The organism is Frankia sp. AgPm24, assembly GCF_023243055.1.
Lineage (GTDB): Bacteria > Actinomycetota > Actinomycetes > Frankiales > Frankiaceae > Frankia > Frankia umida.
On record NZ_JALKFW010000005.1, the window covers coordinates 126,114 to 148,020 of the forward strand.

Below are 21,907 nucleotides of genomic sequence, written 5' to 3' on the forward strand. Positions count from 1 at the left end.
TCGACGGGAGCCACCATGCCGTGGACGCGCCCTGAACCAGCCGACTGGTCCAGCCCGGACGAGCTGGCCGCCGTGCAACGCGCCGAACTGCCCCGAGTGCTGGCCACCGCCCTGCGCTCGCCTTTCTACGCGGCCCGCTACGCCGACGGTGCGCCGCCGCGGACCGCCGCGGACTTCGCCGACGTCGCACTGACCACCAAGCAGGATCTGCGCGACGCCTACCCGTACGGGATGCTCGCCGTGCCCCGCGAGCGGCTCGCCACCTACCACGAGTCCAGTGGCACCTCCGGCGAGCCGACCGCCTCCTACTACACCGAGCGGGACTGGACCGACCTCGCCGAACGGTTCGCCCGCAAGTGGATCGGCATCAGCCCGTCGGACACCCTGCTGGTCCGCACCCCGTACGCGCTGGTGATCACCGGCCATCTCGCGCACGCCGCGGCCCGCAGCTGCGGCGCCACGGTGGTACCGGGCGACCTGCGTTCCCTGGCCACCCCGCTGTCGCGCATCGTGCGGGTGCTGCACGACCTCGAGGTCACCCTCACCTGGTGCAACCCGACCGAGGCGATGATGCTCGCCGCCGCCGCCCGCGCCGCGGGGCTGCGTCCCGACCGGGACTTCCCGGCGCTGCGGGCGATGTTCGTCGCCGCCGAACCCCTCACCGAGGTGCGGCGCCGCCGGATCAGTGAGATCTGGGGCGGTGTCCCGGTCATCGAGGAGTACGGCTCGACCGAGACCGGCACCATCGCCGGCCAGTGCCCGTCCGGCGCGATGCACCTGTGGGCCGACCGGGCCATCTTCGAGGTGTTCGACCCCGCTACCGGGGACCTCACCCGCACCGGACGCGGCCAGCTGGTCGTGACCCCGCTGTGGCGCGAGGCGATGCCGCTGCTGCGCTACAACCTGGCCGACGAGGTCGAGGTCGCCGACACACCATGCCCGTGCGGCTGGGCGCTGCCCACGGTGCGGGTGTTCGGCCGGGCCGCCTTCGCCTACCCGGTGGGCCCGGCCACCGTCACCCAGAGCCGACTCGAGGAACTCGTCTTCGCTCTGCCCGCTCCCTGCGAGGTGGTGTTCTGGCGGGCACGCGCCGACCGAGACGTGCTGCGGGTCGAGATCGAGGTCGCCGACGAGCACCGCGAGCGGGCGGTCAAGGAGCTGCGGTCCTCGATCGACCGGGAGCTCGGCGTGCCGCACCAGGTGGACGTGGTGGCACCGGGTGGCATCGTGCCGACGGCGACGCTGCGCGGCCAGCGGGACATCCTCAAGGCCCGGTACCTGTTCGGGCCGGGTGAGGACTGGTCCGGCGCGGTCATGTACCAGTGAGCGTCACGTCGCCGGTCGGGCTGCTCGTCGTCGGCGGCGGCATCGGCGGGCTCGCCGCGGCCCTGGCCGCCGCCCGCGCGGGCTACGCCGTCCACCTGCTCGAACGGGCCGAGGAGTTCGCCGAACTCGGCGCGGGCCTGCAACTCGCCGCGAACGCCACCCGGGTGCTCGCCCACCTCGGTGTGCTCGGGGACGTAGAGGCGCTGTCGGTGGCGCCGCGCCGCCTGGTGATGCGCGCCGCCCACACCGGCCAGGAGCTGTCCGCGTTGGACGTCGGTGCGCCCTACCGCCGCCGCTACGGCTACCCGTACCTGGTCGTGCATCGCAACGACCTGCTCACCGTCCTGCTGGCGCACTGTCGCGCCCATCCGGCGGTGACCATCGAGACGGGCCGGACCGTCCATGACGTCCGGACGGTCACCGACCCGCGGACCGGACGCGCCCACGCCGAGGTGGAGTGCGCCGACGGCGGGATCCACCGGGCGTGGGCGGTCATCGGCGCCGACGGGGTGCGCTCCCGGCTGCGCGCCAAGGTCATCGCCGCCGGTACCGCCGCCCGGACCGGCATCGCCGGCATCAGCGCCACGGGTGTCAGCCCGACCGACGCGGGCTACGGCGGTGGCGGGGTGGCGGCCAACGGGTACGCGACCTATCGGCGGCTGTCGGCGCCGACCCGCGGCGCCCCGCCGGACGTCCAGCTGTGGATCGGGCCGCACCTGCACCTGGTGCAGTACCCGGTGCGTCGCCACGAGCTGTTCAACCAGGCCGCGGTGTTCCACAGCCCCACCTTCGGCCACCGGCCGGACTGGGGCGGCCCGGACGAGCTCGACGCCGCCTTCGCCCGCACCTGCGCTCCGGTGCGCACCGCCGTCGCCGAACTCGACCGCGACCGGTACTGGCCGGTGCAGGACCACGAGCCGCTGCACCGCTGGGTGCACGGCCGGCTGGCCCTGCTCGGCGACGCCGCCCATCCCATGCAGCAGTACCTCGCCCAGGGCGCCTGCCAGGCCCTCGAGGACGCGCTCGCGCTGGCGTCCGCGCTGGGCCTGGCCCGCGGCCCGCAGACCGGCGGGGCTGACGACGGCGACGCCATCGGAGCGGCGCTGCTCGCCTACCAGGATGTTCGGCTGCCCCGTGCCACCGACTGCCAACGCCGGGCCCGTAGCTGGGGCGAACTCTGGCACACCGCAGACCCGCTGACGGTGGCGCTGCGCGACCGCGTGCTGCGCGCGCGGCGCGCCGACGACTACACCGACACCGACTGGCTCTACGCGCCCCCGCCCCCACCCCGCTCCCCGACGACCACCCAGCCCGGGGCCGCCGCGTCCGGGAGCACCACACCACCGGCGGTTCGTCCCGCCGCCGTCTCCGCTGGCCCCGCTGGCCCCGCTGGCCCCGCCGTTTCCGTTGGCTCCGCTGGCTCCGCTGGCTCCGCTGTCGCACCGCCCAGGACGGGCGGCGCCCGACCCTCTCCGGTGACCCATGAGTGAGATCAACCCGCCCGCCCACACCCGTCCGTCCACCGTCCGGCCCCGACCCGACCGTCCCGAAGGCGATGGTCGGGTCGACGACCGACCGGCCGAGGAGCAGGTAGCGATCATCGGGGTCGGCTGCCGGTTCGCCGGTGGCATCGACGGTCCCCGATCGTTCTGGGAGTTCCTGCTGGCCGGGCGGGGTGCGGCCGGTCCGGTCCCCGCGGGACGCTGGGCCGCCTACCAGCATCGGTCCCGGGAGGAGGCAGCGGTGTTGTCCCGGGTCATCTCCCAGGGCGCGTTCCTGGCGGACATCGCCGGGTTCGACGCCGCGTTCTTCGGTATCTCACCGGCCGAGGCCCGTCAGCTCGACCCCCAGCAGCGGCTCGCACTGGAGATCGCCTGGGAGGCGTTGGAGGACGCCGGCATCCCGGTGACCGACCTCGCCGGCACCGATACCGGGGTGTTTCTCGGCGTCGGCACCGACGACTACGGCCGCCGCCTGCTCGAGGACACCCCTGCCGTGCAGGCCTGGACCGGGATCGGGGCGTCCCTGTGCGGCGTCCCGAACCGGATCTCCTACACCCTGGACCTGCGCGGGCCGAGCATCGCCGTCGACACCGCCTGCTCGTCCTCGCTGGTCGCGCTGCACCAGGCGCGTCTCGCCCTGCTGCGCGGCGAGGTTCCGGTGGCGCTCGCCGGTGGGATCATGCTGATGTCCGGGCCCGGGCTGACCACGGTGCTCGACCGAGCCGGCGCGATCAGCCCGGACGGCCGCACCAAGGCCTTCGACGCCACCGCCGACGGCTACGGACGCGGCGAGGGCTGCGGCATCGTCGTGCTGCGCCGGCTGTCGGACGCGCTGGCCGCCGGCGACCGTGTCCTCGCGGTGCTGCGCGGCGGCGCCGTCCACCAGGACGGTCGCACCGATGGGATCATGGCGCCCAGCAGCGCCGCCCAGGCCCATCTGATGCGCCGTGCCTACGCGGACGCGGGCATCTCCCCCGCCGACGTCGACTACGTCGAGGCGCACGGCACCGGCACCCGCCTCGGTGACCCGATCGAGGCGGCCGCGCTGGCCGCCGTCGTCGGACGTCCAGCCGCACGGCCCTGCCTGATCGGCTCGGTGAAGACCAACATCGGCCACACCGAGGCCGCCGCCGGCATCGCCGGTGTGATCAAGACGGCGCTGGCGCTGCGCCACGGCGTCATCCCGCCCACCCGGACCAGCACCGGCCCCCGCCCCGACATCGACTGGGCGGGCCAGGGCCTGCGCGTGGTCACCGAACCCACCCCCTGGCCGACCCCGGACGGCGACCGCCCGCGCCGCGCCGGTGTGGCCAGCTACGGCTACGGCGGCACGATCGCCCACGTCGTCCTCGAACAGGCACCGGTGCGCCCCGACCAGGCCACCGCCGCCCGCCCCACCGCGGTGGGGCCGCTGTTGTTCCCCCTGTCCTCGGCGAACCAGGCAGGTCTGGGTGCCCAGGCGGCGACCCTCGCGACCGCGCTGGCCCGGGAGAACTGGGATCTCACCGCGCTCGCGCAGACCCTGGCGACCCGTCGCGCGCAGCTCGGCGTGCGGGCGGTGGTCGTCGCCGAGGACACCGGCGCACTCGCCGCCGGACTCGCCGCCCTCGCCGAACGGCGTGCGCATCCCGGTGTCGTCACCGGCACCGCCGCCGACGCGACCCTGGCCACCGGCGCGCGCGGCCAGCGCCCGCGGCCCGCCCCGGTGTGGGTGTTCTCCGGGCACGGCGCCCAGTGGTCGGGCATGGGTCGTGACCTGCTCGCAGACGAACCCGCGTTCGCCGCCACGATCGATCGGATCAGCCCCGTCTTCGTCGCCGAACTCGGGGTGGAGCCGCGGGCGGTACTCGAATCCGGCGACCTCGGCCAGGTGGATGTCATCCAGGCGATGCTGTTCGCGATGCACGTCGGGCTGTCCGCGGTGTGGCGGGCGCGCGGGGTGGAGCCGGCCGCGGTGATCGGCCACTCGGTCGGTGAGATCGCCGCCGCGGTCGCCGCGGGCGTACTCACCGAGACCGAGGGCGCCTGGCTGGTGTGCCGGCGCTCCACCCTGCTGCGCCGGGTCGCCGGCCGCGGCGCGATGGTGATGGTGGACCGCCCCTTCGACGAGGTCGCCGCCTGGCTGGACGGCCTCGGTTCGCTAGCCACGGGCGCCGTCGCCGCGATCGCCGCGGCGCCCGCGTCCACCGTCGTCTCCGGGGACATCCCCGCCGTCGGGTACGCCGCCGACCAGGCCACCCAGGCCGGCTGGACGGTGCGCCGGGTCGACTCCGACGTCGCCTTCCACAGCCCGCAGATGGACCCGCTGTGCGCCGACCTCGCCGCCGCGGCGGCCGACCTGGACCCGCGGGCCCCCCGCGTCCCGCTGTACCTGACCGCGCTGGACGACCCACGCTCGACCGTCCGCCAGGACGGCGCCTACTGGGCCGCGAACCTGCGCAACCCCGTCCGGTTCCGGGACGCCGTCGCGGCCGCCGCCGCGGACGGCCACCGGATCTTCCTCGAGGTGTCCGCGCATCCCGTGGTCAGCCACTCGATCACCGAAACGCTGGCCGAGGCCGGTGGGCTTGTCGTCGCGAGCCAACGCCGCGACCGCCCGGGCCGGCGCACCCTGCTGACCGCCCTGGCCACCCTGCACTGCCACGGTGCCGCCGCCCCCCTGCCCACCTGGCCGACCCCGGCTCCGGCGATCGAGCTACCGACCAACGCCTGGCAGCACATCCGACACTGGGTGGACGGGCCGCGCGACCACGAGTTCCCCGCCGACACCCTGCTCGGCCCGTGCGTCGCCGTCCCCGGCACACGCACCCGGCTCTGGCGGACCACGCTGGACTTCCGCACCCGGCCCTACCCGCGCACCCATCCGGTGCTCGGCACGGAGATCGTGCCGGCGGCGGTCCTGCTGGGCACGTTCCTGGCCGCCGCGGGCACCGAGGCGCTGCACCGGGTCGCCCTGCGCGAACCCGTCGTCGTCCCGCCGGAGGGCTCACCGGTGGACCTCCAGGTCATCCAGGACGAGACCGGTCTGCGCCTGCTGACCCGCACCCGCACCGACAGCGCCGCCTGGCTCACGAACACCACCGCCCAGCCGTCCACCGGCAACGCCACCGACAGGGCCACCACCCACGCCCCCATCCCGGACGGTCTGGCTTCCCTGGACAGCCCGGCTTCCCTGGACGCGCAGGCGCCCGCGGGGGACCCGCTGCCCGCGGACCATGTGATCACCCGGCTGGCCGAGCTCGGCGTGGCGGACATGGGTTATGCCTGGGAGATCACCGAGATCCGGCAGGGGGCCGGCGTGCTGCGGGCCACCGTCACCACGGCCGCGACCGACAGCTGGGCGGCCGTGCTCGACGCCGCGCTGTCCACCGCCTCGGTCATCTTCGACGGCCCACCGGTGCTGCGGATGCCGGCGGCCATCGACCACGTCCGGGTGGTCGGCCCGCCGCCGACCACCGCCCACATCACCGTCCACCTGGATCGCGCCGCTCCCGGCGACAGCACCACCAGCGGCCGCGACGACGCCGGGAGCTCCGATGCCCGCAACACCGTGCACGTCACGGTGCACGGTCAGCCGACCACCACCGACCACGACGCCCACGGCGGCGGGTCGTTCGCCGAGCTTCGCGGGCTGCGCTACGGCGAACTCGACGGCGACGGGAGCGACCGTGCCGCCTCCGACCGGTTCGAGACGACCTGGCGGACGATCACCGCCGCACCGTCAGGCGGCGTCGTGGTCCGACCCGGTGAGCCGTCCGACCCGGCGTCCCCCCTGGCCGGACGGACGATCCTGGTCCTCGGCGACCCGCGGGTGGCACGCGAACTGGCCCCGGTGTGCGCGGCCCACGCCGCCGTCGTCGACGACGACCCGCGGGCCCTGGCCACCGCGACCCATGTCCTGTTCGCCCCACCCACCGCCCCACCCACCACCACCACGGCCACCACGGCCACCACGGCCACCACGGCCACCACGGCCACCGGCGACGTCATCACGACCGCGGCGTCACCGAACGGCACCGGGCAGGAGGCGGCGGCGGTGCCGGACGCGGCGGCGCGCGGCGCGCGGGCGTTCACGGAGCTGGTGCGGCGCATCGCCGAACTCCCGGAGCCGCGGCCGCGGCTGTGGTGCCTGACCAGGGGCGTCCGGGACGCCGTGGACGCGGCCGCCCTCGGTCAGGCTCCGTTGTGGGGGCTCGGTCGGATCGCGGCCACCGAGCATCCCGAGTTCTGGGGTGGTGTGGTCGACGTCCCCGCCGGCCCGCTGGCCGCCGACCGGCTCGTCGACCTGTTCGCGGCCCCACCCGCCGAACCCCTTCTCGCCCTCGACGCGTCCGGCGACGTGCGGGTCCCGCGGCTGGTCACGGCGGCGCCGCGCGGCGCGGAGCCGTTCGTCTGCCGGCCCGACGGCACCTACCTGATCACCGGTGGTCTCGGTGTGCTGGGGCTCGTCCTCGCCGAGCATCTGGCCGCCCGGGGCGCCCGGCGGCTGGTCCTGCTCGGCCGGAGCCCGCTACCGTCCCGTGCGACCTGGACGCCCGACGATCCGCGGGTACGCGCGATCGGCCGGTTGGAGGCCGCCGGGGTGAGTGTCCTGACGGTCGCGGCGGACGTCACCGACCGCACCGGCCTGCGGCGGGCGCTCGACCGGCTGCAACTGCCGCCGATCCGCGGGATCGTGCACGCCGCCGGGGTCGTCCACGGCGATCTGCTGCGTCGCCTCGACGACCGGCACCTCCAGGAGGTGCTCGCCCCGAAGGTGGCCGGCGCGTGGGTGCTGCACGAGCTGTTCCCCCCAGGCAGCCTCGACTTCCTCGTGCTGTTCTCCTCCGCCGGCCCGCTGCTCGGCCTGCCCGGCCAGGGCGCCTACGCCGCCGCCAACACCTTCCTGGATGTCCTGGCCGCCCACCGCCGCACCGCCGAGTCCACATCTGAGCCCGAATCCGAATCCGGACCTGCGGCTGCGGCTGGCGTTGGGACCGGGACCGGCGCTGGGGCTGGAGCTGGGGGCGGAGCCGGCGCGTCGGTGAGTCTGGCCTGGACGAGCTGGCGGGGTCTGGGCATGGCCACCGCGGGTGACACCACCGACCTGGAACTCGCCGCCCGCGGCACCACGTCCATCTCGCCGGACGAGGCGCTGCGCGCGTTCGATCAGACGGTCGGCTCGCCGTCCGCCGCCCCGATGGTCGCCGTCCTCGGGGTGGCGCGCGGGCACACCGGACCACGTCCGGCGCTGCTCGCCGAGGTCGCACCAGCCGAGACGACGGCGCCCCGCGACGTCCCCGACTGGGTCGGCCTGCGCGGCCACGAGCTGACCGACCATCTGCTCGGCATCGTCGGTGGCCGGGTCGCGGCCGTCCTGGGCACCGACGTCAGTGCCCTCGACCCGCACCAGCCACTCACCGAGGCGGGCGTCGACTCGCTGCTGTCGGCGTCCATCCGGATCGCCCTCGAACGCGAGCTCGGCCTCGCCCTGCCCGCGACCCTGCTGTGGAACCACCGCACCGTCCTCGCCCTCACCGCCTACCTGACAACGCTGCTCTCGGACGCGGCGGACACCGAGGTCACGCTGCTGGATCAGGGTGAACTGGTCGCGGGAGCATGATCGCAGCGACCGCGTTGCCCGACCGTCGGTAACCACCACTCGGTCCGGGTCGCCGGGGAGCTTCGTCGGGACGGCGCGACGGAGCTCCCCGGCCGGTGGCCGGATGTGCGACATCCATCCGACCTGGGGCGTACTCCTGAAGGTGGACGGGCCGCCGCGAACCCCGGCGAAGATCAGCCTCGCGGCGGACGGCAGCGGCCCCGAAGATCCCTAACGTTCTCGGTGTCAGCCAACGGCACCTGAGACGGGACCTGAACTCACATGATCGAGGCACGCGGACTGGAGAAGCGGTACGGCGACAAGGTCGCCGTCCACGACCTGAGTTTCACCGCCCGGCCGGGCGTGGTCACCGGCTTCCTCGGCCCGAACGGCGCCGGCAAGTCGACCACGATGCGCATGATCCTCGGCCTGGACCGCCCCACCCGCGGTGAGGTGCTCGTCAACGGCCGCCGCTACCGGGACGCGGCCGCCCCGATGCACGAGGTCGGGGTGATGCTCGAGGCCCGCGCCATCCACACCGGACGCAGCGCCGCCAAGCACCTGCTCGCCCTCGCCCGCACCCACGGCATCGGACGCCGCCGGGTCGACGAGGTGATCGACCTGGTGGGTCTGCGTGAGGTCGCCCGCAAGCGGGCCGGCGGGTTCTCCCTCGGGATGGGCCAGCGGCTGGGCATCGCGTCCGCCCTGCTCGGCGATCCGGCCACGCTCATCCTCGACGAACCGGTCAACGGCCTGGACCCCGACGGCATCCGTTGGATCCGCGACCTGCTGCGCGACCTCGCCGCGCAGGGACGCACCGTCTTCCTGTCGTCCCACCTGATGAGCGAGATGGCGATGACCGCCACCCACCTGGTCGTTGTCGGACGCGGCCGCCTGATCACCGAGACCACCGTGGCCGAGGTCATCGCCAGCGCGTCCCCGCCCGCCGTGCACGTGCGGACCCCCGAGACCTCGGCGCTACGCAGCGTGCTCGGCGGTATCGATGTCACCGTCACCGCCACCTCGGCGGACACCCTTGAGGTGACCGGCCGCACCAGCGAGCAGATCGGCTCCCTCGCCCGCACCGCCGGCATCGTCCTGCACGAACTCACCCCCCGCCAGGTCTCCCTCGAGGACGCCTTCATGGCCCTCACCCGCGACGCCGTCGAATACGCCACCGCCGCCACATGACCGGCCTCGCCACGTGACCGGCCTCGCCACATGACCAGCCTCGCCCACCTCGGCATCCTCGAATCGGAGCACCCGAATGAGCACGCAGACGATCACCGCGGGCACCCCGCACGCCACGTCGCCCTCGTCCCCGTCCTCGCCCTCGTCCCGGCACGCCCGGCCGCATCAGCGCGTCACCCAGCTGCGGGTGCTGCGCTCCGAGTGGACCAAGCTCACCTCGCTGCGTTCGACCGCGTGGACCCTGGCCGCGGCCCTCGTGGTGACCATCCTGCTCGGCGTCGTGCTCGCCAAGGCGACGGCCAGTAACTGGGACCACTACACCGTCGAGGACAAGCGCACCTTCGACGCCACCGCGACCAGCCTCAGCGGCATGTACCTCGCCCAGCTCGCCCTCGGCGTCCTCGGCGTCCTGATGATCTCCGGCGAGTACGCCACCGGGATGATCCGCGCCACCCTGGGGGTGGTACCCCGCCGGCTGCCGGTGCTGTGGGCCAAGGTCGCGGTCTTCGCGGCGGTGAGCTTCACCCTGATGGTGGTCGCCAACCTGATCGCCTTCACCGCGGGCCAGGCCATGCTCGCGCCGCGGCACATCGACGTCGCGCTGTCCGATCCCGGCGTGGTGCGCGCCGTGCTGGGCACCGCGTTCTTCGTCTCGGCGATCGGCGTGCTCGGTCTGACACTGGGCACCCTGCTGCGCAGCACTCCCGCCGCCATCGGCGTGCTGTTCGGCGTGCTGCTCGTGCTCCCCCAGATCGTCGGCGCGCTGCCGCACAACCTCGCCCGGATCAGCGACTACCTTCCGTCCACCTCCGGCGACGCGCTGATGCAGGTCGTCCCCTCGTCCAGCCTGCCCTCCCCCACCCACGGGGTGCTCGTCCTGATCGCCTACCTCGTCGTCACCCTCACCGCCGCCGCCTTCGTCCTTGTCCGCCGGGACGTCTGAGCGCCGGCTCACACGGCACCCCGCGGCGCCGTACCGACGCCGTCCCACCCACATGGCGGTATCGCTTCCCCGGCCAGGAAAGGTCACGATGGCGACCATGACGACGCTCCCGGACACGGCCCCACCGGCCCAGCGGGACCAGCTGGCGGTCATGGACCGGACGGCGCCCGAACCGGCGGAGCCGGGGGTCGTGCTCGGACGGATGCGCCACGGGAGGGCCGGACGCTTCCTGCGGGGCCACCCGACGCTGGTGGACGCGGCCCTCGCCGCCTTCCTCGGCCTGTTCGCCTGGGCGGCGCTGCTCAACACCCTGGCCTGGACGTCGGGTAGCCGGCAGACCGCGACGATCGTGCTCGCCGTGCTGGGCGTGGCACCGCTGATCTGGCGGCGCCGGTATCCGGTCACGGTGTTCGCCGTCTGCGTGGCGGCGGGTCTGCTGCAGCTGCTGGTCGGACATGTGGTCGACCCGGACTTCGGGGTGCCGATCGCGTTCTACACGGTGGCCAGGCTGGGGACGCGCCGGCAGCGTCTGGTCGCGACGATCGTGGTCAGCATCGGTGTCGTGCTCGCCGGGATCGGATGGCGGGAACGCAACCACGCGCCGTTCCTCGCGAACGTGGTGGTGCTGGGGCTCGTCGCCGTCACCGCCGGGGTGCTCGGCCGCAACGCGGGCACCCGGCAGGCCTACCTCGCCACCCTCACCGACCGGGCCGACCGCCTGGAGCGGGAACGTGACCAGCAGGCCCAGATCGCCGCCGCCGCCGAGCGTGCCCGCATCGCCCGCGAGATGCACGACATCGTCGCCCACAACCTGTCCGTGATGATCGCCCTGGCCGACGGCGCCCAGTTCGCCCTGACCGCCGGCACCACAGCCCCCACCGGCACCACAGCCCCCACCGGCACCACAGCCCCCACCGACACCACGACATCCATCGGCACCGGGGCGCCGACCGGGCCGGAAGGGCCGGCGCTGCAGGCGATCGCCCAGGTCTCGCGGACCGGGCGGGAGGCGCTGGCGGAGATGCGCCGGCTGCTCGGCGTCCTGCGCACCGACGGCACCGTCGACGGCACCGCCCCGCAACCCGGCCTCGGCGATCTCGACGCGCTGATCGAACAGGTCCGCGGGGCCGGCCTGCCGGTACGCCTCACCGTCCGCGGCAAGGCGCTCGACCTGCCGGCCGGAGTGCAGCTCACGCTGTACCGCCTGGTCCAGGAGGCGCTGACCAACACCCTGAAACACGCGGGCCCGGGCGCCACCGCCACCGTGGAGCTGGCCTACGACCGGCGCGGCATCTCCGTCGACATCCGCGACACCGGTCAGGGCGGCCCCACGCCCCCCGCAGCGCCAGCCCCCTCACCTTCGGCGCCATCGGTGTCAGGCCCTGCCCCCGGCAGTGGGCAGGGCCTGGTGGGCATGGAGGAACGCGCCGCTGTCTACGGCGGTACCGTGCAGGCCGGTCCGCGGGCGGACGGTGGCTGGCAGGTCCGGGCCCGAATCAACCTCAGCGGGCTGCGGACGGCGGACGGTCGGGCTGCGGACAGTGGGTGATGCCGATGCCATCGGCGGTGGGAGTGTTCAGGAGTGAACGCCGCTGCCCCCTCGCCCTCGCCGGCCTCGGAACCGGGCTCGTCGATACCGGCGACCTCGGTGCTGCTGGTCGATGACCAGTCGCTGTTGCGGATGGGCTTTCGGATGGTGCTCGACTCGCAGCCGGACATCAGCGTGGTCGGCGAGGCCGCGGACGGGGCACAGGCGGTCGAACTCGCCGCACGCCTGCAGCCGGACGTGGTCCTCATGGACGTGCGGATGCCGACGATGAACGGTATCGAGGCGACCAGCGCGATCGTCGCGGCCGGCGGTGCGTCGCGGGTGCTGATCCTCACGACGTTCGACCTGGACGAGTACGCCTTCGCCGGACTGCGGGCCGGGGCCAGCGGCTTCCTGCTCAAGGACGTCCCCCCGGCCGACCTGCTCTCGGCGATCCGGGCGGTCGCCACCGGGGACGCGGTCGTCGCCCCCAGCGTCACCCGGCGTCTCCTCGACGCCTTCGCCCACCGCCTCCCCGCCCCCACCCCAGACCCCGCTGCGCCGCCCGAGACCGCGGCCAGCTCGAAAACCGGGCAGGTCGGGGGGCCACCGGTCGATCCCGGGGCCGGGTCAGCCGCCGACACGTACCGCGGTCGGGCGGCCCACCGGCGGCTGGAGCGGCTCACCGAGCGGGAACGCGACGTGTTGCACGAGGTCTCCGCCGGGCTGTCCAACGCCGAGATCGCGGCCCGTCTGGTGCTCTCGGAGGCAACGGTCAAGACCCACGTCGGGCGAATCCTGGCCAAGCTGGAGCTGCGTGACCGGGTCCAGGCGGTCGTGTTCGCCTATGAGATCGGCCTGGTCCGCCCATCCGACCAGCCACCGGCTCCGCACTGACCGGCTCCTGCCCGACCGGTGCGCTGACGCACCCGACACGGAGTGGTCCCCACTCCCTGGACCACTGATATTCCTATAGCAAAAATGCTCCGAAGCAGAACCAGAAACCGGAAACCGACGGTATTCCTTACCCGGACACAGTGCTAATATCCACTCCATGGCACGCCTCGGGGGCTGGCTCGCGCGACATGCGGAGAGCGTCATCTCGCTTTCCATCGCGCTTGTCGTTGCCCTGCTCAGCCTGGTTGACGTACTCGACGCCGAGCACGTCAACAACGTGATTCTTCTGGTTCTCGCCCTGCTGGCGGGTGGGATTATGCGCGACCGTACCCACCGGGAGTCGGTCGAGCGCGCGCTGATCGAGACCCAGGAGCGACTCGAGGGAGTCCTCGTTCCCCTTGCCGTGCAGGTGGACCGACTCGATGACATGGCAGGAACGGTGGAGCTGGCCCGCATATCCATGAACGAGTCGAGACTGGCCCGGGCTATTTCCGGCGTGGAGGTCACCGAAGCCCTCGCCGAGGCCCGGGCGGACACCCAGGAGTGGATGTTCAAGGGCGGCACCGGCACCTACATCAGGGCTGTCACGCTGCCCGAGTGCGTGGGAGCCGCCCGGCGGGCGCGACGCGGACTGAAGATGACCGTCGAAATCATCGACCCGACCGACCAGAACGTCTGTGAGCGTTATGCCCGCTTTCGCCACGACATGTCACCTGGCCCGGACGGAACCGGCGAGGGATGGACAACCAGGCGCGCCCACAAGGAGGCCTACGCGATGATCCTCGCCGCGGCCTGGTTCGAGCAGCGGTTCAACCTGCTCGACATCGATGTGCGCCTGTCATCGGTGATGACCACGTTCCGCTGGGACCTGTCCTCACACAGCCTGATCATCACCCAGGATGACACAGCCCAGATCAGCACACTCATCCGACGCGGCGGGCGGCAGTACGACAGCTGGAAGACCGAACTGCTCAAGAGCCTGGACCAGGCCCGGCGGGTGCCGATGGAGCTCGTCGACCAGGCGCCGCTCAGCTCCCAGCCCAGTACAGACGAGGCGCGGGCGCTGTTCGACTGTCTCGCCGTGCCCCTGCCCGAGTACTTCTCCGACGACGAGGTCATGGATATCATCCGACGGGCGCTCAACCCACGTAATCCCTATGCGTGAGGGCAGTCGTGGAGGCCGGAAGCACGCCCGCGACGACGTCCGCCGAGGATGTTCGCATCTCGATCACCACAACGGTCGAGAACTACCTCTCCGATCCCGCGCGGCCGGCCGCCGGCTACAGCTCCCTGCCCGCGCTGCGCCATCCACTCGGATTCACCTGTCAACCGCTGCTTCGCGGGCCGGTCGGCGTCTGCGTGCACCTCTGGTCGACTGGGATGGCCGCTTCCCAGCCGACCACCTCTCCGTTTCACTGCCACAGCTGGGATCTGTACAGCCTGGTCCTGGACGGTACGGTGCAGAACCATCATCTTGATCTCGCCGCGGTGGAGACGGGCCCGACATACCGGGTATTCGAGATACACAGTACGAACGACATCGACCAGATCAGGCCCACCTCGGACCTGGTGTCCGTGCGGACGCGTCGGACGTGGGTCAACAGAACTCGCGACATCTATCATCTGCGAGCTGGCGTCTTCCATCACACCGTCGTTCCCGAAGGCGAGGCATGCACGTTGACCGTCGGCTTGGGCCGCTCCCGGGGAACGGACCTTTCCCTGGGACCACCCGGCCTGGGGTCCCAGCAGTGCCGACGCCGCTACTGCGAGCCGGAGGAGAGCAACCGGCTGGCCCGGCAGGCGTCCCGGCATCTGCGGAGGGCCGCGGGCGAGGGCCTGGTAAACCAGCTTTCAACGATCGCCGCCGACGCATTCCTCACCATCATTTCCGAGGAGGAGATGTGAACGACATGGGCCGTCCGCCAGCGCACGCTCCGGGCGGCGCCGGACCGGATCTGCAGCATGCCCGCGCGGTCGCGGTCGAGGCTGCCGAGGTCGCCGGCGCGATGCTGCGCGAACGCACCAACGGTGATCTCGAGATAACGACCAAGGGTTTCGTCGGCGACCTGGCGAGCGTGCTCGACCAGGAGGCGGAACGCATCATCCGCGGGCGGCTGCGCGCGCAGTTCCCCGACCATTGCATCCGCGGCGAGGAGCTCGGCACCTCCGGGCCGGCCAGTCGCTGGGAGTGGGTGGTGGACCCGCTCGACGGCACCAACAACGTCGCGATCGGGATGCCGACCTACGTGGTGGGGATCGCGCTGTGCGTCGACGGCGATCCGACCATCGGCGTGGTGCACGAGCCGCTCACCGAACGCACCTGGTCGGCGCTGCGCGGCGGCGGGATGCACGGACCGCGGGGTGGTCAGGCCCGTCGGGCCCGTCAGTTCCCACCCGCGTGTCCCCCCGCGGCCACCGCGGGCCGAGAGGCAGCCGGCCACGCGGTCGACCCTGGCCTCACGGTCGCCTGGACGCAGGGTCACCGGGTCGGCCGGCGCAACCGCGCGGCGCGGGCGCTGAAGTACGTACTGGATGGCGTGGCACTCCGCGTGCTGCCGTTGTGGGCACCGCTGGTGTCCTGGTCGATGATCGCCCGCGGGGACATCGACGGGTTCCTCGGCTACCAGGCGGAGGACATCGAGCTTCCGGCCGGTTACCTGCTCGCCGTCGAGTCCGGTGTGACCGTGCTGGACCTCGAGGGTCAGCCCTTCGATGCCCGTGCCGGGGCCTTTCCCCGTTCCTTCGTCGCCGCCCGTCCCGAGCATCTCGACGCCCTGATGGGCATCGTCAGGACCGCTGAGCTCCTGGCCGCCGACCTGCCCGACATCCGCATCCCGGATCCGACCCGATGACCGGAACAGCGCCGTCGTTCTTCATCAGCTACTCGCCGCACGACGTGCGTTGGGCGACCTGGATCGCCTGGCAGCTCGAGGATGCCGGCTACCAGACGGTGGTGCAGGCATGGGACTTCGTCCCCGGCACCAACTTCATGGAGTTCATGGATCGGGGAGTCACCGAGGCGCACATCGTCCTCGCGGTCCTGTCCCGGAACTATCTGACGTCCCGATGGGGAAAGCTGGAGTGGCAGACCGCGATGCGGGGCGATCCCAGCGACCCGAGAAGCCGGCTGATGACCGTCCGCACGGATGACACGCCACTCGACGGGTTCCTCGCCGTCGTCACCTTCGTCAACCTCGTCGAGATCCGCGACCCGGATGAGGCCCGCCGCAGCCTGCTCACCGGCGTACGCGAATCGGTGGCCGGCCGGGCCAAGCCCGCCACCCGCCCGCCCTATCCCCTCGAGCAGCACCGACCGGCGCAGGCAGACCAGGCCGCGCCCACCGGCGGCCAGGCACGGCTGCGTCCCCGTACCCCACCGCCGTTTCCGCCGATGGTGCCCCCCCGCCAGCGCGCCGCCGACGCGGTGACCATTCTGCAGCTGCCCGGTCCCCGCTTCGGCCGGTCCGTTTCACCACAGTCCCGTCGCGGCGACGGCACCAACGACGAGCTCGATGCCGAGGTGGCCCGGCTTCGGGACCGTGTCTGGGGGCAGCTGGCGGCGATCGACCGGGCCGACGGGCCGGCCGCGGACCTGCTCGTCATCGCCGGCGACCTCACCGAGACCGGCACCCGCCGCGAGTTCGACGCCGCGCTGACGTTCATCAGCGACCTACGGGCGATGCTCAACCTCGAGCCTCGGCGCATAGCACTGGTGCCGGGGCGCCACGATGTCTGTCGGGCGGCCTGCGCCGCGTACTTCGCGACCTGCGAGGCGGACGACACCGATCCACGCCGACCGTACTGGCCGAAATGGCGTCATTACAGTCGGATGGTCAGCGAGTTCTACCAGGAGCTGGACGGCACAATCTTCGACCCGGCCCAGCCGTGGCATCTGGTAAGCATCCCGGACCTGCGGGTCGTCCTGGCCGGCATCAACACAACGATCGCCCAGAGCCATCGGGACACCGACGACCATGGTCTGGTCGGCGCCGAGCAGGCCGCGTCGTTGGCTCACCGGCTCGCCCTGTTCGAGCAGGACGGCTGGCTGCGCGTCGGGGTGGCACACCACGCACTGGCCGCACCGTCCATCGACCGCACGGATGCGATCCGGGACACCCAGGTGCTGCGGGAGCGCCTCGGCGGCCGGCTGAACCTGCTCATCACCGGTCGCGGCACCCTCGCGCCCGGACGTGCCCCTCTTGTCGTCACCCCACCACCCCCTGATGGCTTCCAGCTCCTGCAACTACGCCCGGATGGCCTGCGTCGCTGGCGCTCCCCCGGTGACGGTGGCGACCCGGCATCCTGGCAGCAGCACTCGTGGGCCCGGGCAGGTGCGACGTTCACCGCGGCCGCGCCGCGCCCGACCGGCGAAAACGGCCTGCCCCCCATCGACCGTCACGACGACTCCGACCCCCAGGATCGCGGCCGCGACGATCCACGGGTGGCGGCCGCACCCGATCCCCACCAGGAACTACTCGACCAGATCGCCGAGGTCTGCCAGGTCACCGACCCGCGGTCCCGGATTCGCCGGGTCGGCGGGGAGGTACCGCACCTGATCGTCACCCGCCAGCGCGACGGGATGACCTCGGTGCTCCGAATCGGTGCGCGGGCGGGTGAGCCGACCCGGGCCGACCTGGACCGTTTCGCCTCCGTCGTGCGGGCCTTGGACCTCGACGGCGGCGCCGAACTGATCTCGTCGGGCACGCCACCGGAGGCGCTGCGGCTCGAGGCTCGCGGCCGGGGTATCCGGCTGCGCAGCTTCCTGGAGTTCCAGGGCCTGCTTGACCTGCGCGCGTTCGTGGCCGGGCAGACCACCGATATCGCCGCCGACAGACGTTACCCACCGTCGTTGTACGTTCCGCAACGCTTCCGCGAACTGGTCGGCGCCGTCCGGACCTTAAGGGAGGGCCTGAGCGACGAGCTGATGCGTCTCGTGGCCGAGGAGGAGGGTCGTTTCGTCCTGGTGCTTGGCGACTTCGGTCGGGGCAAGACCTTCGCACTGCGTGAGATCGCCCGGCGCATTCCGGCGGAGCTGCCGCATCTGATCCCGATCCTGATCGAGCTGCGTGCCCTCGACAAGGCGCACTCGGTCGACGGGCTGGTAGCCGCGCACCTGGCCAACCACGGGCAGAGCCTCGCTGACCTGCGCGCCTTTCACTACATGCTGCGCGAGGGCCGGCTCGTGCTGCTCTTCGACGGCTTCGACGAGCTGGCGAGCCGAGTCACCTACGAACGCGCCACCGAGCATCTCACCGCAATCCTCGAAGCCACAGAGGGCAACGCCAAGGTGATCGTCGCGAGCCGGACCAGTCACTTCCGCAGCGATGAGCAGGTCCTCACCGGGCTCGGCCAGCGTGTCGGCCTGCTACCACGGCGCCGGGTACTGGTCATCGAGGACTTCGGCTCCGCTCAGATCCACAGCTACCTGCGTAATCGCTACGACGACGAGGCCACGGCCACCGAGCGGCTGCAAATGATCAATGGCGTCCGGGACCTGATCGGGCTGAGCCGTAACCCCCGCATGCTGAGCTTCATCGCGGGCCTGCCCGCCGAACGGCTGCGGCGGGTCGCGGCTGCCCACGACACGGTCAGCGCCGCCCAGTTGTACCGGGAGATCCTCGACACCTGGCTGGCCTTCGAGGTGAACCGCACCCAGGGCGTCGCTGGTTCCCCGCCTGGGCTGAGCCTCGAGGACATGTGGACAGCGGTGACCACGCTCGCGCAGCGGCTGTGGACCGCCGACGAGGATCGGCTGCGCCTGGCCGATCTGCGTGAGGTCGGCCGGACACTGGCCGGAATGACCGAGGAACGTCCATCACCCGCCCAGAGCGAGCACGCGATCGGCGCGGGCAGCCTGCTGGTCCGTTCGGAGGACGGGCTGTTCGGCTTCATTCACGCGTCAGTGGCCGAATGGCTGGTCGCCCATCGGATTGCCGACCTGCTACAGACCGAACCGACGCAGGCCACCGCGTTACTCACCCGACGAGTTCTCTCTGCACTCACCGTGGAGTTCCTGTGTGACCTCACCGATCCGCGGGCCCTGCGGGACTGGACGGCAGCGGTCCTCGACAGCCCAGACGCGGCGGAGACGTCCCGGGCGAACGCCGTGAAGATCAACATTCGGATGCGGACCCCGGTCCGCGGGGATCTGCGCGGCGCGGTACTGCGCGGGGAGGACCTGTCCCACCGCGAGATGCGCGATGTCGACCTCACCGGCGCCGACCTGGCCGACGCACGCCTCGTCGGCGCCGACCTGACCGGTGCGGTCCTACGCGACGCCACCCTCGCCGGGGCCTGCCTGGACGGAGCGAAGCTGCGTGACGCGGACCTGTCCGGCGCCGATCTCACCGGTGCCCGCATGCTCGGCGCGGACCTGCGCGACGTCCGCTTCGCCACCAGCCGCTGGCGACGCGCTCTTGTGATCAACTCCGGGGCGTCGGCGGCGCTCGCGGCGGCCGCCCGGGCCGGCGGTGCCGCCGTGATGCCCGGCGGGGTCGTCGAGTTCGGGCTCGCCTCGCCCGCGGTCAGCGTCAACTTCGGTTTCGAGACCGGGCGGATCCCCTCCCCCGTCCGGTTCAGCCCGGACGGCTCGATCATGGTGATAGCCGGCGAGGACGGCGGTGCGCTGGTCTGCGACCCCGACGGTCGGCCGCTGCGCACGCTGCAGGGCCATCGCGGCCGCGTGCACGCGGTCGCCGTGACCGTCAATCACATCGTGACAGCGTCCGTCGACCGTGTCGTGCGGCTGTGGTCCGCGCTGACCGGCGAGCCGGTGGGTGAACTGCACGGCCACCAGGGCTGGATCTGGCCGATGTCGCCCAGCCCGGACGGCCGGCTGCTCGCCACCGGTGACCGGGCCGGTGACCTTCGGATCTGGGAGCTCGCGTCGGGCCGGCTGCGACACACCCTTCCCGGCCACGGCGAACGGGTCTGGACCGCCGCGTTCCACCCCCATCAGCCGCTGCTCGCCACCGGCGACAGCTCCGGCACCGTTCGACTGTGGAACATCGGCGGTGGGGACGAGGGGAGCGCCGAGGTCGAGGCGGACACCGGGCACGGGGCGCTGGTGTGGGCCCGCGGCGGTCATACCGGGAACCTCTTCCGCCTGGTGTTCCATCCCGACGGCACCCAGCTCGCGACCGCCGACGAAGCCGGCGACATCCGGTTGTGGGACACCGCGACCGGAGAGCTGGACCAGGAGCTGACCGGCCACGACTACCCCGTATACACAGTCGACTATCACCCGGACGGCGCCGAGCTCGCCAGCGGCGACACCGGCGGTGTGGTCTGGGTGTGGAGCCTGCCCTCCGGTCAGGGAAGGATCATCGCCCGGCACACCGGTGCCGTCTACCGGGTCGGGTTCAGCCCGGACGGCACCATGCTGAGTTCCGGTGACAGCGACGGCGTGCTGCGCTTGACCAGCACCGCGACCGACACCCGGCTGCACACGCTGGCCGCGCATCGCGGTTCGGTCTGGCCGGCGGTGTTCCATCCGGACAGCCAGCGGCTGGTCAGCGCCAGCAACGACGGGACGGCCCGGATCTGGCAGACCCGCACCGGCACCTGCCTGGCGACGGTGACCGGCCACGGCCGGCGGCTCACCGCCGTCCGGTTCAGCGCTGACGGGCGGCTGCTCGCCGTCTGCGGCAACGACGGCCTCGTCCGCCTGTGGGATCCGCGCACCGGTCGCCGTCTCGGCCAGCTCGGCGGGATCTCCGATCGGATGATCTCTGCCACCTTCAGCCCCGTTGACGGACGCATCGTCGGCAGCAGCAACGCCGGCACGGTGCACGTCTGGAACCTGCAGCCTGTTGTCGCGACGCTACCGAACGGCGTGGCGAACCCGTACGACACCGGCCCGCACGATGTGGATCGGCCGCGCGACCAGGCGCCGGGCGCCGACATCGGCGCGGCCACGATCGGCAGCTACGAACGCGAACTGCGGATCGAGACCGAGCACGTGTGGGCGGAGGCCCTCGACCCGGCCGGCGAGATCCTCGCGACCGCCAACGACGACGACTCGGTGCAGCTGTGGTTCCGTACGACAGGACGGCAACTGCTCGGCATTCCCGATCACAGAGGCCGCGTCCGTTCTCTGGACTTCAGCCCGGACCGACGCCTGATCGCTACCGGTTGCGATGACCGACTGGTGCGGCTGTGGCGGCTCACCGACGACAGCCTCCCCGGTCTGGACGGTGCGCCGTTGATGCTCGAGGGCCATACCGACCGGGTGTACGCGGTCCGGTTCAGCGGGGATGGTCGGCTGCTGGCCAGCGCGAGCAACGACGGAACCGCCCGGATCTGGGAAGTCGCCACCGGTACCTGTCACCATGTGCTGCGCGCAGGTCCGGGCCGATTGTGGACAGCGGCGTTCAGCCCAGACGGCCGGTTTCTCGCCACCGCCGGCGACGACCTGGTAATCCGGTTGTGGGATCCGACCACGGGTAGCCAGATCGCCACGCTTGAGGGCCACACCCGCCGAATCTGGTCGATCGACATCACCCGGGACGGCCACCTGCTGGCCAGCTGCGGTGACGACGGCACCACCCGCCTGTGGGACGTCCGCACCATCACGGGCGGGTCCGGGCCAGGCGAAGGCGGCGAGGTCCGCGGACCGACCCTGACGCTGGTCGGAGTCCCCACGGGTTGGGCCGCCCTCGCCCCCGACGGGCGGTACAAGGTCGCCGGGGACATGGCCGGGCAGATCTGGCAGGTCATCGGCATGTCACGGTTCGAGATCGGCGAGCTGGACGGACACCTGGACGATGTCCGTCGGCTCGCCCCGGACGAGCCGTTCTGACCTCCTGGAACGGACCGCGTCCCCGCGCGCACGTCTCGGTACCGCGGACACCGGGTGCGAGTTCAGACACAGGCCATCAGCACGGGCGCAGGTTGCCCGTCCGAAGCACAGCGGAGACCCGTGGAATCCACGCGGATGC

11 protein-coding genes are annotated in these 21,907 nt (G+C 72.4%); all 11 read left to right on the top strand.

Annotated features, from left to right (window positions below):
* Positions 1-15 precede the first annotated feature (15 nt).
* Positions 16-1,326, top strand: a complete 1,311-nt coding sequence (locus MXD61_RS03815) for a phenylacetate--CoA ligase family protein (protein ID WP_248811472.1) — start codon at positions 16-18, stop codon at positions 1,324-1,326.
* Positions 1,323-2,816, top strand: coding sequence for an FAD-dependent monooxygenase (locus MXD61_RS03820; RefSeq protein WP_248811473.1), 1,494 nt, complete (start codon positions 1,323-1,325; stop codon positions 2,814-2,816). The genes MXD61_RS03815 and MXD61_RS03820 overlap by 4 nt, the downstream gene beginning before the upstream one ends.
* Entirely contained in the window at positions 2,809-8,430 is a 5,622-nt protein-coding gene (locus MXD61_RS03825) for a type I polyketide synthase (RefSeq protein WP_248811474.1), read from the top strand. Before MXD61_RS03820 ends, MXD61_RS03825 begins: the two co-directional genes overlap by 8 nt.
* A gap of 261 nt (positions 8,431-8,691) precedes the next feature.
* Complete coding sequence (locus MXD61_RS03830; protein WP_248811475.1) at positions 8,692-9,600, top strand: ABC transporter ATP-binding protein; 909 nt, start codon at positions 8,692-8,694, stop codon at positions 9,598-9,600.
* 76 nt (positions 9,601-9,676) lie between these two features.
* Complete coding sequence (locus tag MXD61_RS03835) at positions 9,677-10,543, top strand: ABC transporter permease subunit (RefSeq protein WP_248811476.1); 867 nt, start codon at positions 9,677-9,679, stop codon at positions 10,541-10,543.
* A 97-nt stretch (positions 10,544-10,640) separates the two neighbouring features.
* Positions 10,641-12,092, top strand: coding sequence for a sensor histidine kinase (locus tag MXD61_RS03840; RefSeq protein WP_248811477.1), 1,452 nt, complete (start codon positions 10,641-10,643; stop codon positions 12,090-12,092).
* A gap of 84 nt (positions 12,093-12,176) precedes the next feature.
* Entirely contained in the window at positions 12,177-12,968 is a 792-nt protein-coding gene (locus MXD61_RS03845; RefSeq protein WP_308222673.1) for a response regulator transcription factor, read from the top strand.
* Between the two features lie 157 nt (positions 12,969-13,125).
* On the top strand, positions 13,126-14,133 hold the full coding sequence (locus MXD61_RS03850; protein ID WP_248811478.1) for a hypothetical protein: 1,008 nt from the start codon (positions 13,126-13,128) through the stop codon (positions 14,131-14,133).
* A gap of 8 nt (positions 14,134-14,141) precedes the next feature.
* Positions 14,142-14,873, top strand: coding sequence for a hypothetical protein (locus tag MXD61_RS03855; RefSeq protein ID WP_248811479.1), 732 nt, complete (start codon positions 14,142-14,144; stop codon positions 14,871-14,873).
* Positions 14,874-14,878: 5 nt separating this feature from the next.
* Positions 14,879-15,820 carry an inositol monophosphatase family protein gene (locus tag MXD61_RS03860; protein ID WP_248811530.1) on the top strand — a complete coding sequence of 314 codons (942 nt, stop codon included), beginning with the start codon at positions 14,879-14,881 and terminating at the stop codon, positions 15,818-15,820.
* The gene (locus MXD61_RS03865) at positions 15,817-21,768 is read left to right on the top strand and encodes a TIR domain-containing protein (RefSeq protein WP_248811480.1); all 5,952 of its coding nucleotides are present in this window, start codon (positions 15,817-15,819) and stop codon (positions 21,766-21,768) included. Before MXD61_RS03860 ends, MXD61_RS03865 begins: the two co-directional genes overlap by 4 nt.
* Positions 21,769-21,907: the final 139 nt, after the last annotated feature.

What these genes read in the sequence shown, in the direction of transcription:
- MXD61_RS03835 (WP_248811476.1), top strand. Translation starts at nt 9,677, where the DNA reads ATGAGCACGCAGACGATCACCGCGGGCACCCCGCACGCCACGTCGCCC.
- MXD61_RS03840 (WP_248811477.1), top strand. Translation starts at nt 10,641, where the DNA reads ATGACGACGCTCCCGGACACGGCCCCACCGGCCCAGCGGGACCAGCTG.
- MXD61_RS03860 (WP_248811530.1), top strand. Translation starts at nt 14,879, where the DNA reads ATGGGCCGTCCGCCAGCGCACGCTCCGGGCGGCGCCGGACCGGATCTG.
- MXD61_RS03850 (WP_248811478.1), top strand. Translation starts at nt 13,126, where the DNA reads ATGGCACGCCTCGGGGGCTGGCTCGCGCGACATGCGGAGAGCGTCATC.
- MXD61_RS03825 (WP_248811474.1), top strand. Translation starts at nt 2,809, where the DNA reads ATGAGTGAGATCAACCCGCCCGCCCACACCCGTCCGTCCACCGTCCGG.
- MXD61_RS03830 (WP_248811475.1), top strand. Translation starts at nt 8,692, where the DNA reads ATGATCGAGGCACGCGGACTGGAGAAGCGGTACGGCGACAAGGTCGCC.
- MXD61_RS03865 (WP_248811480.1), top strand. Translation starts at nt 15,817, where the DNA reads ATGACCGGAACAGCGCCGTCGTTCTTCATCAGCTACTCGCCGCACGAC.
- MXD61_RS03815 (WP_248811472.1), top strand. Translation starts at nt 16, where the DNA reads ATGCCGTGGACGCGCCCTGAACCAGCCGACTGGTCCAGCCCGGACGAG.